At 38.8% G+C, this 15,278-nt stretch carries 5 protein-coding genes; all 5 read left to right on the forward strand.

What is annotated here, in order from left to right:
• Positions 1–641: 641 nt before the first annotated feature.
• Positions 642–6,101, forward strand: a complete 5,460-nt coding sequence (locus HWQ39_RS06430; RefSeq protein WP_292842755.1) for a non-ribosomal peptide synthetase — start codon at positions 642–644, stop codon at positions 6,099–6,101.
• Between the two features lie 82 nt (positions 6,102–6,183).
• Positions 6,184–7,464, forward strand: coding sequence for a glycosyltransferase (locus tag HWQ39_RS06435; RefSeq protein ID WP_292842757.1), 1,281 nt, complete (start codon positions 6,184–6,186; stop codon positions 7,462–7,464).
• 165 nt (positions 7,465–7,629) lie between these two features.
• A complete protein-coding gene (locus HWQ39_RS06440) occupies positions 7,630–8,433 on the forward strand; it encodes a class I SAM-dependent methyltransferase (RefSeq protein WP_292842759.1) in 804 nt (267 codons plus the stop codon).
• A 109-nt stretch (positions 8,434–8,542) separates the two neighbouring features.
• Positions 8,543–14,350 (forward strand): SDR family NAD(P)-dependent oxidoreductase, encoded by a 5,808-nt coding sequence (locus tag HWQ39_RS34365; RefSeq protein WP_366932229.1) that lies wholly within the window; start codon positions 8,543–8,545, stop codon positions 14,348–14,350.
• Between the two features lie 69 nt (positions 14,351–14,419).
• The gene (locus HWQ39_RS06455) at positions 14,420–15,274 is read left to right on the forward strand and encodes a 3-hydroxyacyl-CoA dehydrogenase NAD-binding domain-containing protein (RefSeq protein WP_292842761.1); all 855 of its coding nucleotides are present in this window, start codon (positions 14,420–14,422) and stop codon (positions 15,272–15,274) included.
• Positions 15,275–15,278: the final 4 nt, after the last annotated feature.

Consider the following 15,278-nt stretch of genomic DNA (forward strand, 5'->3'; position numbering starts at 1 on the left):
CAGCAGTAATTATCCTTATAACCCGACGTTTGCTTGATATATAGACAGAGATTGTACTAGTAGCTAAAATTACTTTTAAAACAAGTATTTTCCAAAGCCAAAATAGCCTTATTAATTACGGATTTGCCCTAAATAGGACGAAAACGATAGTTGGTGTACCCTATGTAAAACTTAGATATTTGTGTTGAGATGAGATTTTAAAAAGATATGGCTCATAATCTATAAACAAAATTACATAAGCAAAGCTAATGTCTAAGTAGATTTTTGATAAAGACTATATATAAAAATTCTCTTGCTAAAGCAACTTATTCTCGTTAATGTAATCCAAGGTAAATAAAAATTACTTTCAATAACGGAGAGATTTATCCAAATAAATCAGTTTTAGTTGTTGGTTAAATTAGTTATTAAAGGCTTAAATCGAATGGCACTAAGACAAACCCAAAGGTTTGTATAGCTTTGTTCCTAGTCTGGAGGCTGGGAAGCCTTCAGGATAAAGGCTGTGCCTTCACTCTTGAACAAAGAAGTAGTGGTAGTTGCAAGTATATACTTCACAAGTATTAGGTGTAATAAGACACGACGTTTGAGATGTATTTGCGTACTAAGAGAAATACTATTAACTGCATTTGCGGTGAAATTTCACGATGCTTAAACTCTTTGATCTTGTTGGTAACTTTTCTACAGTTGTGGAAGTACTGCGCTTAAGAAGCTCTACACAGCCAGATAGAGATGCTTTTACCTTTTTGTTAGATGGGGAAACAGAACAAACAACACTAACATATCAAGAATTAGATAGGCGATCGCGTCAAATAGCTGCTCAATTACAAGCATTGGGTTTGACTGGAGAACGCGCTTTATTACTTTATCCAGCCGGACTAGATTTTTTAGTTGCTTTTTTCGGTTGTTTATATGCAGGAGTTGTGGCTGTAACGGCATATCCCCCTAGAAATGAACGCAACACACCGAGAATAAAAGCTATTTCTATAGACGCACAAGCAGCGATCGCACTCACTACAACAGAAATCCTGCCTACAGTGCAGTCTTTAATGTCACAGAAGACTGACTTAGAATCCTTACAGTGGCTAACTACAGATAATCTTGCAGAGGGAATAGAAGATAATTGGCAACAACCCTCTATTGATCGAGATACCTTAGCTTTTCTGCAATACACTTCTGGTTCTACAGGCACGCCAAAGGGTGTAATGATTAGTCATGGCAATCTACTGCACAATGCTGACACAACTTACCAATTTATGGAGCATTCTCCAGAAAGTAAGTTCGTGACGTGGTTGCCGATGTACCATGATATGGGCCTGATTGGGGGAATATTGCAACCTTTGTATGGAGGTTTTCCTTGCATTATCATGCCTCCTACTTCCTTTCTCCAACGTCCTTATCGTTGGTTGCAGGCTATCTCTCACTACAAAGGGACAACCAGTGGTGGCCCGAATTTTGCTTATGAATTATGTACTCAAAAAATTACTCCTGAACAAAAAGAGACTCTTGACTTGAGTAGTTGGAGTGTAGCATTTAACGGCGCGGAACCGATTCGGGATGATACTTTAGAGCGGTTTGCAGCAGCTTTTGCCGATTGTGGCTTCCGTAAAGAGGCATTTTACCCTTGTTACGGAATGGCTGAAACAACTCTGATGGTTTCTGGTGTGCAAAAGGCAACATCACCGATAATCAAGACAGTCCAAAAGTCTGCATTAGAATCGAATCGGGTAGTTGAATTGGGGACTGGGGAGCGGGAAGATTTGCATGAGGATTCAGACCCGAACCAAATATTAAAGCCGAGTGAAGTGGAGGCTTTAAAAGAATTTTCTTCCCAGTCCTCAATTCCCAGTCCCCAGTACCCAGTCCCCAGTCCTGTTTATCATTTCGTCAGTTGTGGTCGAGTTATACCACAACTAGAAGTAGCGATCGCTAATCCCGAAACCCTCAGTAGTTGTAAACCTGATGAAATTGGGGAAATCTGGGTATCGGGGCCGAGTGTTGGTCAAGGTTATTGGAATCGCGATCGAGAGACAGCAGAAACTTTCCATGCTTATCTATCAGACAGTGGTATAGGCCCTTTTCTAAGGACGGGGGATTTAGGTTTTTTACAAAATAACGAGCTTTTCATTACAGGTAGAGCCAAAGATTTAATTATTATTCGGGGTAGAAATCTTTACCCACAGGATATTGAATTAACCGCAGAACGCAGTCATCCATCTTTAAATTCTGGTGCTAACGCAGCATTTACAGTTGAGGTTGACAATGAAGAACGGTTGGTAATCGTCCAAGAATTGAAGTTTCGCGCCAAGCCAAATTTAGCAGAGGTTATATCTGCAATTCGCCAAGCTGTGACTGAAGAACACGAAGTACAAGTTTATGCTGTGGTTTTGATCAAACCAGGTAGTATTCCTAAAACTTCTAGCGGTAAGATTCAACGTCGTGCAACTCGCGCTCAGTTTCAGAATAGTGAACTGAATATTATTGTCAGTAACATTCTCAAAATTAGCAAGATTGTCAGAGAGGAAACTCGATTACAGCGTTCCGAACTTTTGGCGCTTTCCTCAGGGGAACGTCAACGGCTTTTAGAAATCTATCTGATTGAACAAGAAGCGAGAGTACTAGCGATCGCACCAGATGATATCAGTTCTGATGAACCATTAAGCGCTCTGGGGCTTGATTCTTTAAAAGTATTTGAGTTGAAAAACCGAGTTGAGGTTGATTTAGAAGTAGAAGTATCAGTAGTAGACTTCTTTGAAGGTATGAGTACGCGATCGCTAGCTACCAAGATCCTCGCTCAACTGACAACAGATCCAGTACCATCAATATCCTTTACCAAACACGAGAAAAATCCATCCATTCAGCCTCTATCTTTTGGCCAGCAGGGATTATGGTTTATCAATCAGCTAACTCCCGATAGTCCTACATATAATATTCCTCTAGTTATTAGCTTCAAAGGTTGCCTTAATTTAGCAATTTTACAAAATAGTCTTAACGAAATTATTAGACGACACGAAGTATTACGGACGAGCTTTACAGTAATTGATGGACAGCCAGCCCAAGTTATAAATCAAGCTGTACCCTTAACTTTGGCGATTGAGGATTTGTGTTCTCTTTCTGATAGCGATCGCCCTCAAGAAGCACAACGTTTGGCTACAGAATTCGCACAGCAGCCATTTGATTTATCTGCTCAATCGCTTTTGCGTGCTAAAATTTTGCAATTAAGTGAGAAAAATTATCATTTAATGATCACTCTGCATCATATAATTGCAGATGGTTGGTCTATCGGTATTCTGATCAAAGAACTAGCTGTATTATATGAAGCATTCTCCACAGCCGAACTCCCAGCACTTCCTGAATTACCCATTCAGTATCAAGATTTTGTCAATTGGCAACGAAAATGGCTTGATTTTGAGCGTATTCAATCTTTATTGACTTATTGGAAACAAAAGTTGCAGGGTGAGCTACCTATACTAAATTTACCAACTGATCGTCCGCGTAGAAGCTTTGTTTCTGATTATCAAACATTCAAAGGCGCTCAAGAGAAATTAGTTCTATCTCAAACTCTGACAAAAGAGTTAAAGAATTTGAGCCGTCATTCGGGAGTAACTCTGTTTATGACCTTGCTTACAGCCTTCAAAACGTTGCTGTATCGTTACACCGGTCAAACGGATATTTTAGTCGGTTCGCCAATCGCCAATCGTAACAGAGCAGAAGTTGACTCATTAATCGGATTTTTTGTCAATGTTTTGGTGTTGCGTACAGAACTTTCTGGCGATTTGAGTTTTCAGGAGTTATTAACGCGGGTGAAGTCAACAGCTTTAGAGGCATACATTCATCAAGACTTACCTTTTGAGAAATTAGTAGAAGAAATACAGCCAAATAGAGATTTGAGTTACAATCCACTATTTCAAGTAATGTTCGTTCTTCAGAATGTGTCAATATCAAATCCCAGACTGTCAGATATCTCTGTTACTTGTGAGGAAGGTTACAACGGGACATCAAAGTTTGATTTGACATTATTTATGGAAGATGACGAGCAAGGGTTGGTTGCAACTTGTGAGTACAACACAGATTTATTTAATGCAGATACTATTACTCGGATGCTGTTACATTTCCAGACTTTATTGGAAAGTATAGTTAGCAATCCCGAACAACGAATTTCAGATTTGCAATTACTAACGCCATCTGAAGTAGAGCAATTATTAGTTCAATGGAATGATACCAAGACATACTATCCGCAAGATAAATGCATTCATCAGTTATTTGAAGCACAGGTAGAGAAAACGCCATTTAATATTGCTGTTATTTTTGAAAATCAGCAATTAACCTATCGAGAGTTAAACAATCGGGCAAATCAGTTAGGGCATTACTTACAAAAACAAAGTGTTAAACCAGACACAGTTATTGGAATCTGCATCGAACGTTCACCAGAAATGGTGGTAGGTCTATTAGCCATACTCAAAGCAGGTGGAGCTTACTTGCCGTTAGATCCTGCACAGCCCAAAGAGCGTTTAGCCTCCATCTTAGAAGATACCCAAAGTAGAGTGCTGCTAAGTAAGCAGAGGTGGATAGAGGAATTGCCGACTGATGAAACCAAGGTAATTTGTCTAGACACTGACTGGGAAAGAATTAATCAAGAGAGTTCAGAGAATGTAATCAGTAATGTATATTCTGCAAATCTAGCGTACGTAATCTACACCTCTGGCTCTAGTGGTAAACCAAAGGGTACTATGATTCCTCACCAGGCAATTTGTAATCATATGTTCTGGATGCAAACGGAGTTTCCTCTGACTGAAAAAGACAAAGTTTTACAGAAAACTCCATTTAGCTTTGATGCTTCAATTTGGGAGTTCTACGCACCCTTGCTAGCAGGAGCACAGTTAGTCATAGCTCAACCAAGTGGACATCAGGACAGTGCTTATCTAATAAAAGTAATTGCTGACCAACAGGTGACTACTATTCAACTTGTTCCACCCTTACTGCAAATGCTCCTTTCTCAAGGAGGATTGGAGGCTTGCAAATCTCTTAAACGTGTATTTTGCGGCGGCGAGGCTTTAGCTGTTTCTTTGCAAGAGCGCTTTTTTGCTCATCTGGATGCCAATTTGTACAATCTCTATGGACCGACGGAAACTTGCATAGATGCCACATTCTGGACTTGTGACCATAAAAACCAACAAGTTGTGCCCATTGGTCGTCCGATTGCCAATGTCCAAGTTTATATTCTCAACCAGCAACTTCAGCTAGTGCCGATTGGAATCCCAGGTGAACTATATATTGGCGGTGCTGGTTTAGCACGAGGTTATCTTAATAAACCAGAACTCACATCTGAGAAATTTATCCCCAATCCCTTCAGTAATGAGCCGGGAGTACGATTGTATAAAACAGGAGATTTAGCTTGTTATCGGTCAGACGGAAATCTAGAGTTTTTGGGACGAATTGACTATCAGGTGAAAGTGCGGGGCTACCGTGTTGAACTTGGAGAGATTGAAGCTTTATTAGGGCAACATCCACAGGTACAAGAAACGGTAGTAGTGGCTAGAGAAGATATACCAAATGATCGTCGCCTGGTTGCATATCTAGTTAGCGATAAAAAAGCTACGCTTTCTGTTAATGAATTACGGGATTTTCTCAAGGAAAAACTGCCTGAATATATGCTTCCTTCTGCCTTTATCGTGTTAGATGCTTTACCTTTGACTCCTAATGGCAAAGTCAACCGCCGTGGTTTACCTGCACCTGAAGGATTGCGTCCAGAGTTAACAGAAACTTTTCAGCCGCCTCAATCTGAAATGGAACAACAGATAGCAAAACTTTGGCAAGAGGTGCTGCATCTAGATAAAGTGGGTATTCATGATAATTTCTTTGACCTTGGTGGACATTCACTACTAATACTGCAAGTGAATAATCAACTGCGTGCAATTTTGCAGCGAGATATATCAGTTGTCACCATGTTTCAGAATCCCACTATTTATTCTTTAGCAGAATACTTAAGCCAAAAAACAAAGGAAAAACTATCTTTTGAACCGATACGCCATCGCGTTCAAAAACAAATGGAAGCACGCCAAAAACAAAAACAATTATTTATGAAGCAGCCCAGAAATAATTCTTGACCAAGGCTTATTGTGTAATAAATTTTAAGCATAGTAAAAAAATCATAAATAAGAAAATAGGGAAAAATATATGCGTATACTAATGGCTACAAGAGGTTCACATGGTGATGTTAGACCTTATGTTGCTTTAGCTTTAGGGTTAAAAAAAGCTGGACACGAAGTGCAAATTGCCACAACCGAGGAACATATAGAATTTGTCAACAGTTTTGGCATTGAATTTGTTTCTATGAATTGGGAGTTTCCAAACTTTGAAACCTATGTACTTAAAAAGAATATTTTTAACATTCGTACTCTAAATGAAATAGCTTATTTATCAGATGATCTAAAAATTGAAAATAGTATGTTAGCTCAGTTATGGCAGGCGTGCCAGAAAGCAGAGGCTATTATATTTAATGCACCTGCATATCCATGTTACTACATTGCTGAAAAATTAGGTATACCTTGCTATATGGCTCCTATGCAACCCCACCACCAAACACGAGATTTTCATAACTGGATAATGCCTCCTTTTCGTTTAAAGTTTTTAAAAAATATTTATAATTGGTTTAGCTATCCACTTTTCGACCTAATTTTTTGGTTGCATATTCGACCAACAATTAATAAGTGGCGACAAGAAACTTTGAATTTACTACCTCTTCCTGTTCTCGCAGGCTTATTGCGTAAGATACAGCAGCAAAAATTACCAACCATCTATAGTTTTAGTCCTCTTATATCTAAACCATCTGAATGGGAAGAATATGTGCATTTAACTAGTTATTGGTTTCTAGATACTTCGGAGAATTGGCAACCATCGACAAACCTAAGAAATTTTTTATCTAAAGGACTGCCGCCAATATATATAAGTAAGATTTGGGACAATAATCATCATCAATTTACAAAAGAAGTTTTACTAGAAATTTCAGCACTAACTGGACGCCGAATAATTGTGCATAGTTCAGATGCTGATGAAGCAAAGGATGCTGAATTCACAGACAAATTATTTTTTATAGATGGTTTGATACCTCATGAATGGTTATTTTCAAAAATGGCAGTAGTAGTACATCATGGTGGTTTGGGAACAATTATGAGTAGTTTACGCGCTGGAATTCCTTCGATTGCTATTCCATTTCTTTTCTTAACTGATCAAGAATTTTGGACAACTCAACTTGCACAGTCAGGTTTAGGTATTGATTTTATACTACAGGATGAAGATGAATTGTCTGCTCAAAAATTAGCGGCAGTAATTCAAAGTGCTATTAACGATCAGGCAATGCAAACTCGCCTAATTGAAGTTAGTAATAAAATCAAAAAAGAAGATGGTGTGCAACAAGCAATTGAAGCTTTTCATCAACATTTAGATAAATATACAAGCCTTCAAGTTTGATTATTCTGGTTAAAATTAAAAAATTTTAAGTACTCAAACAAAATTTCGGGATAAAACCCTTATCCAGACTTAAACCTCGTGTGTAAATAATTCTGTGTGATTACTTATCTTATCGGTTTGATATTCAGATTAAAACAATAATTATTTTCTAGAGCAAAACTTAAAATGATAGAAGAACAACTTTACGACAAAAACTTTTTCAGTAATCTTCAAGAAGGCGTTGAACAATCTGCTAGAGAAATCGTTCCTTTGATCCTAGATTTAATTCAGCCTAAAAGCGTAGTTGACGTTGGTTGTGGCAACGGTGTCTGGTTATCTGTTTTTAAAGAGTTTGGCATCCAACAAATTCTAGGCATTGATGGTGAATATGTAAGTCCAGATATTAGAATGATTCAAACGACAGATTTCTTAAGTCATGATTTGAAGCAACCTCTGCAATTAAATCAAAAATTTGATCTAGTCGTTTCCTTGGAAGTAGCGGAGCATTTGCCCAATGAGTACGCTGAAATATTTATCAATTCTCTTACTAGTCTGGGATCTGTGATTATGTTTTCTGCTGCCATCCCGTTTCAAGGTGGAATTGGTCATTTCAATGAACAATGGCCTGAATACTGGGTAAAAATTTTCAAAAAAAATGGATATGTTGTTGTTGATTGTTTGAGAAAAAAACTATGGAATAAAGAAAAGATAGAAGCTTACTATGCTCAAAACATTTTTCTTTTTGTTAAAAAAGATTGTTTAAATAAATACCCAATGCTGATACAAGAGTATGAAATAACACAACAGTCTCAAATATCTTTAGTTCATCCAGGTGTTTTTTTGGGAATTTTAAATTGGATAGAAATTAAGCTTAGTGATAAAAATTCAATAAGTCAGTCTATTGGTGAGATTTTAGATGAAATTGAAGTAAGAAGAAATTGTATTGATTTTTATGAAATTTTAAAAGAGAATCATCAGTCGAACGAGTAGGTAGAATTCAGTGTGAAAATAAAACTTGATAAATGCTTAAAATGATAAATTGGTTAGATTGAGACTAAAAGCAATTAAATTGTTAGACAAACTTACATAATTATTTGATATGGATAGCAAAAAATATTACGATTCAATAGAAGGAATAGCCATTATAGGTATGGCAGGACGGTTTCCAGGTGCTAAAAATATTCAAGAGTTTTGGCAGAATTTACAATCAGGGGTAGAGTCAATTTCCCTGTTTACAAATGAAGAGGTAATATCTGATGGAATAGACCCTGTTATACTAAGCGATCGCAATTATATAAAAGCCAGCGCCATCTTAGAAAATATCGATTTATTTGACGCGGCATTTTTTAGTTTTAATCCTAAAGAAGCAGAAATTACTGACCCACAACACCGGATTTTTTTAGAGTGTGCTTGGGAAGCATTAGAAAATGCTGGCTATGATTCTAATAGATGTGACAGTCGGATCGGAGTTTACGCTGGTGCTAGCCTCAATAACTATTATTCATTAGATTTAAACCGCGATCCTATAGGCTCGGCGCAATGCTATCAAACAGTAATTGGTAATGATAAAGATTTTCTAACTACTCGTGTTTCTTACAAATTAAATCTTACTGGCCCAAGTATTACGATTCAAACAGCTTGTTCCACCTCATTAGTTGCAACAACACTTGCTTGTCAGAGTTTGTTGAATTATCAATGTGATATGGCTTTGGCTGGCGGGGTTTCTATCCACGTACCCCAGAAAACAGGTTATTTGCATGAACCAGGAGGAACACTATCTCCTGATGGTCATTGTCGTGCTTTTGATGCCAAAGCGCAGGGAACAACTATTGGTAATGGTGTGGGAGTTGTCCTTCTCAAACGATTAAGCGATGCTTTAGCAGATGGTGACTGTATCCATGCCGTAATTAAAGGTTCAGCGATCAATAATGATGGTTCTGGTAAAGTTGGCTACACAGCACCTAGCGTCAATGGTCAAGCAGAGGTGATTGCCGAAGCGATGATGCTGGCGGGAGTTGAACCTGAGACAATCAACTATATTGAAGCTCATGGTACTGGTACAACTTTAGGCGATCCCATTGAAATTGCCGCACTCTCGCAAGTCTTTCGTAGCAATACCAACAAAAAAGGCTTCTGTGCGATCGGTTCAGTCAAAACAAACATCGGTCATCTAGATGCAGCAGCCGGGATTGTAGGACTGATCAAAACAGTTTTAGCGCTAAAACATCAGCAAATACCACCTAGCTTAAATTTTAAAGAACCCAATCCTGAGATTGATTTTGCCAATAGTCCCTTTCACGTTAATACCAAGTTAGTAGAATGGAAGGCGGGAAGTACTCTCCGGCGTGCTGGTGTGAGTTCCTTGGGTATTGGTGGGACTAATGCTCATGTCATTCTAGAAGAAGCACCAGTGCTGCAATCTTCTAGCCCTTCGCGTTCCTGGCAGTTGTTGCTACTTTCTGCCAAAACTGAATCTGCTCTAGAAACTGCAACAGAGAATCTAGCTAATCACCTCCAACTACATCCCGATGCGAACTTAGCGGATATCGCCTATACCCTGCAAGTGGGGCGTGCTGAATTCAATCATCGTCGCCTGCTGGTGTGCCAAGATGTCGAGGATGTAGTTAGCGCCTTGCAGTTACAAGATCCGCAAAGAGTTTTCACTAGCTTAGTTGAAAGTGGCGATCGCTCCATCGTCTTCATGTTCCCTGGACAAGGCGCTCAATATGTGGACATGGGTAAAGAACTTTACCAAACTGAACCGATTTTTCAAGAACAAGTAGATTTGTGTTGTCAATTGCTGCAACCACATTTGGGGTTGGATCTGCGATCGCTGATTTATCCCAATGAATCTGAGTCAAAAGCCGCAGCCGAAAAACTCCAACAAACTGACATCACCCAACCTGCATTGTTCGTCATAGAATATGCTTTAGCTCAGTTGTGGATGTCATGGGGCATTTCTCCCCAGGCGATGATTGGGCACAGCATCGGGGAATATGTCGCCGCCTGTTTAGCTGGTGTCATGTCTGTTGAAGATGCTTTAAGGCTGGTGGCTGCTCGTGGGCGATTGATGCAACAACTACCATCTGGTGCTATGCTCTCCGTACCACTGCCAGAGGAAGAAGTTAAAGCTTTACTAGATGAAAATTTATCTCTCGCGGCCAGCAATGCACCAGCCTTGTGTGTGGTTTCGGGAACCCATGATGCTATAGATGCCTTTCAAAACAAACTCCAAGGTCGAGGTATAGACTGCCGCCGTCTCCATACTTCCCATGCCTTTCATTCCCCAATGATGGAACCCATATTAGAGGGATTTCAGAAGGAAGTAAGCAAAGTCAAATTACATCCTCCAAAAATTCCCTTTGTTTCTAATGTCACAGGAACCTGGATTACAGCAGAGCAAGCCACAGATTCAAATTACTGGGCAAAACATTTACGTCAAACAGTGCGGTTTGCAGCAGGCATTGATACATTGTTGCAAGAACCAAATCGCATCTTACTAGAAGTTGGGCCAGGACGCACTTTATGTACCTTTACTAAAAAGCATTTAGATTCCCCAGGACTATCATCATTACGGCATCCTCAAGAAAAACAGTCGGATGTTAGATTCTTATTGAACACATTAGGTAAACTTTGGTTGTATGGAGTACAAATAGATTGGTCAAAATTCTACACAAACGAATATCGTCATCGTCTTGCCCTGCCAACATATCCCTTTGAGCGACAGCGTTACTGGATTGAACCTGAAAAACTTTCACCTTTAACAAAAAGACACCTCCAACCAAAACCAACTGCACTAGAAATTTGGAAATCTTTGGTAAAAGTTGGTCAGTTCCAAGCAAGTGAAGGAATCTCTAAATTTGACAATCACACTTATCTAGTAAACAAACAGTGCTTGGAACATTTATGTACCGCTTACATAAATCTTGCTTTAAAGCGCTTAGGTGCATTCAACAATTCATCACAGAAGTATTCTCTTGAGGAGTTGTTTGAGCAATGTCAAATTGTTCCTCGCTACCGACAACTATTGTGTCGCTGGCTGGATGTCTTGGCAGAGCGAGGCCACTTAAAGCAAGATGGGGAACTCTTTACAAACCTTCTGACATTGTCAGCAGACTCTATTGATAGTCTAGTAAAAGAATTCAAAATTAGATGGGCTGATACACCTCAACAGATAGAACTTGTCCAGAACTATGGTGAAAATCTAGCAGATATACTGATTGGTGAAAAAGAACCATTAGAGTTGTATGCTGCTATCTTAGCCAAGGAAGGAAAAATTTCTCGGCAAAACTTGCCCGCAGATGTTTACTATAACGCCATTATCCAAGGGAGTCTTGAGGCGGTAATAAAGTCATTACCATCAGAGGTAAATCTCAGAATCTTAGAAATTGGGGGTGGAACTGGTATTACCACGGCGGAATTGCTACCTATATTGCCATCCCAGCAAACCAATTACACCTTTACTGATGTAGGCAGTTTTTTCCTAACCGAAGCTGAAAAGAAATTTAGCGCCTATCCATTTGTTGAATATCAGTTACTAAACATTGAGCAGCCTCCATCTGAGCAAGGGTACAAGAACCATAGCTTTGATGTAGTAGTAGCCGTAAATGTGCTGCATGTGACTCAGGACATAGGAAAAACTCTTGAGCATATACGTTCTTTATTGGCTCCTGAAGGTCTGTTATTAATCCAAGAGATAACGCAACCTCAATTAGACTTCGATATGATTGATGGTCTGTTGATGAATCCCTTAGAGGATAAACAACGAAGTAGAGGTAATCCCTTTTTATCAAAAGAACAATGGCAAGAAGCTCTACGTAATCATGGGTTTGTTGAGGTAGCGGCTTTTTCTGAAACTGATGCTTTTGGACAATATGTTTTCGTCGCTCAAGCTTCCGCATCAACAACATTACCCGCAGCTTCCGCATTTACTGTAACCGTTGAGCAAATAGATGCTGAAAACAAATCTCAAGTTTCATCACACGAAAAACGAGACATTTCCGACTGGTTTTATATGCCATCTTGGAAACGCTTAATGCCGCCTCAGACCTTTAACTCAAAGCTTCAAGCAACTCAGGTAGGGTGTTGGTTAATATTTATTGATGAGTGCGGCTTGGGCGATCAAATCATGCAACGACTTACCCTTGAGGGTAACAATGCAATTATCGTCAGAATAGGAAAGCAATTTAGTAGTGAAATAGTATCCGATCAACGTGTATATACCATAAATCCTCAACGACAGGATGACTACTATACCTTAATCAAAGAACTTAGTGCATTGGAGTTGACTCCAAACAAAATTTTACATTTGTGGAATCTTACATCAAACAGTCACACAGAATTAACAATTGATTCCCTTGAAAGATGTGAAACTCTAGGCTTTTACAGTCTGGTATTTTTAGCACAAGCACTTGCAGAGCAGCAAAGTCTAACAAATCCTATGCAAATTGAAATTGTGTCAAACAATTTGCAGGAAGTAACAGGCTCAGAAGTGCTAGACCCTGGCAAGGCTTTTGTATTAGGGCCGTGTAAAGTCATTCAGCAAGAGTATCCGAATATCACCTGTCGTAGTATTGATATCGTTATTCCTACAACAGAAAACTGGCAACAAGAAAAACTTGTAAACCAGCTACTAGCAGAATTCACAATTCAGTCGTCTGACCGTGTTGTGGCCTATCGTGGAAATTATCGCTGGGTGCAGACTTTTGAACCCGTCCGCTTGGATAAAGTAGTCGAAGCAAAACCCCAATTAAGGGTAAAGGGAGTTTATCTGATTACGGGTGGATTAGGAGGAGTTGGTCTTTTTAATGCAGAATATCTAGCGAAGACTGTACAAGCAAAACTCATACTGATAGGGCGTTCAGGTTTTCCTAACCGAGATGAGTGGTTACAATGGCTATCAGATTATGGCGAAGAAGATAGCATCAGCCGTAAAATCCAGAAATTACAAGAACTTGAGGCGTTGGGTACAGAAGTTTTAGTGCTGAAAGCTGACGTTACCAATCGAGAACAAATGGAAGCAGCAATTAATCACGCAAAGAATCGATTTGGTCAGATTAACGGGGTAATTCATAATGCTCTAGAAGACAAAAAAGAATTAATTGCACAAAAGAAATTAGAAATAGGAAGAGTTGTTTGTACACCCAAAGTAATCGGGACAATAATACTCAATAATCTTTTCAAAGATGCTGAGTTAGATTTCTTTGTCATGGCTTCATCACAAGCAGCAGTTATAGGCGGAATTGGGCTAATAGAATATACTGCAAAAAATGCTTTTCTTGATGCCTTTGCTTACTATAGTGCATCTAAATATGGCAAGTTTATTGAATCTATAAATTGGGATATATGGAATACTCCAGAATGGATTGCTAAGACAAAGTTATACCGTGTATCAGGATTAAAACTTGAAGAGACAGGATTAACCCTTGAAGAGGGTATGGAGGCCTTTGAGCGTATTCTATTTTGTAGCACAATGCCTCAGATAGTGGTATCAAAAAGCAATTTTCATAACCTGATTAATCGTAACTTGATTAACCTAAAAGATACTCTCAATTCCTTAGAAGAGGAAACTAATAAGGTTAGTCGAGTCAAAAAAACTCATTCTCGTCCCGACTTGAAAAATACATACATCGCTCCACGTAGCGATATTGAGCGCACTCTAGCTGACATCTGGCAGGAAATTTTTAGTATTGAACAGATAGGAATTTACGATAATTTTTTTGAGTTGGGAGGCGATTCTTTACTTGCCACTATTGTAATTTCTCGACTCCGAAAAACCCTCAATATAGAACTGCCTTATAAACGGTTCTTCGATGAACCAACTATAGCTAAGTTAGCCTTAGTTGTTGAAGAAATTTTCATAGAAGAGTTAGAACAATTGCCTGAAGATGAAGCACAGTTGATTTGAGAAAGCAAAAAAATTGATGTGCAATTGTCAAACTAGACAGTAAAAGTTAGTTAGTTCAGGATATTAATCATGAAAATTCAAGCTATTGGAGTTGTCGGAGCCGGTGTTATGGGAATAGGAGTCGCCCAAAACCTCGCTCAAACTGGCCATCAAGTAATACTCGTAGATATTTCTGAAGATATCCTAGATAAAGCTAAACAGGAAATCAGGAATAATATCCGCTTTCAGGGTTTTTTCCAAAAAAGTGACAAAACAGAAACTCCAGATAGTGTCCTCAACAAAATTGAGTTTTCTACAAACTATAAATTTCTAGAAAATGTAGATTTTTTAGTAGAAAATGTTACCGAAAAATGGGATATTAAAAGAGAGGTTTATCCCTTAATCGATTCTATTTGTCCAGCAGATTGCGTATTTGCTGCTAACACATCAGCTATTCCCATTACCCGTATTGCTTCAGTTAGCAAACGTGCTGATAAAATTGTTGGTATCCACTTTATGAATCCTGTACCAATGAAGCCAATGGTAGAGATGATTCGTGGATATCATACCTCTGAGGCAACAATTGAGACAGCAAAACAAATGCTAACTCAGATGGGTAAAGAATGCATAATTGTTAATGATTCACCAGGTTTTGTTTCTAACCGTGTGTTGATGTTAACTATTAATGAGGCTGTTTTTTTGTTGCAGGAGCAAGTTGCTACAGCAGAAGATGTGGACAAAATCTTTAAAAGCTGTTTTGGCCACAAAATGGGCCCTTTAGAAACAGCAGATTTAATTGGACTAGACACAATTTTATTTTCTATCGAAGTCTTGTATGAAAACTTTAACGATAGCAAGTACAGACCATGCCCTTTACTCAAAAAAATGGTGGATGCAGGGCTGCATGGTAAAAAAAGTGGTAAAGGTTTTTACGTATATCAATAAATAG

The organism is Nostoc sp. NMS8, from assembly GCF_017115045.1.
In the GTDB taxonomy this organism is placed as follows: domain Bacteria; phylum Cyanobacteriota; class Cyanobacteriia; order Cyanobacteriales; family Nostocaceae; genus Nostoc.

Excerpts from the sequence above, each read along its gene's own strand:
- HWQ39_RS06440 (WP_292842759.1), top strand. The coding sequence starts at position 7,630 with ATGATAGAAGAACAACTTTACGACAAAAACTTTTTCAGTAATCTTCAA.
- HWQ39_RS06430 (WP_292842755.1), top strand. The coding sequence starts at position 642 with ATGCTTAAACTCTTTGATCTTGTTGGTAACTTTTCTACAGTTGTGGAA.
- HWQ39_RS06435 (WP_292842757.1), top strand. The coding sequence starts at position 6,184 with ATGGCTACAAGAGGTTCACATGGTGATGTTAGACCTTATGTTGCTTTA.
- HWQ39_RS06455 (WP_292842761.1), top strand. The coding sequence starts at position 14,420 with ATGAAAATTCAAGCTATTGGAGTTGTCGGAGCCGGTGTTATGGGAATA.
- HWQ39_RS34365 (WP_366932229.1), top strand. The coding sequence starts at position 8,543 with ATGGATAGCAAAAAATATTACGATTCAATAGAAGGAATAGCCATTATA.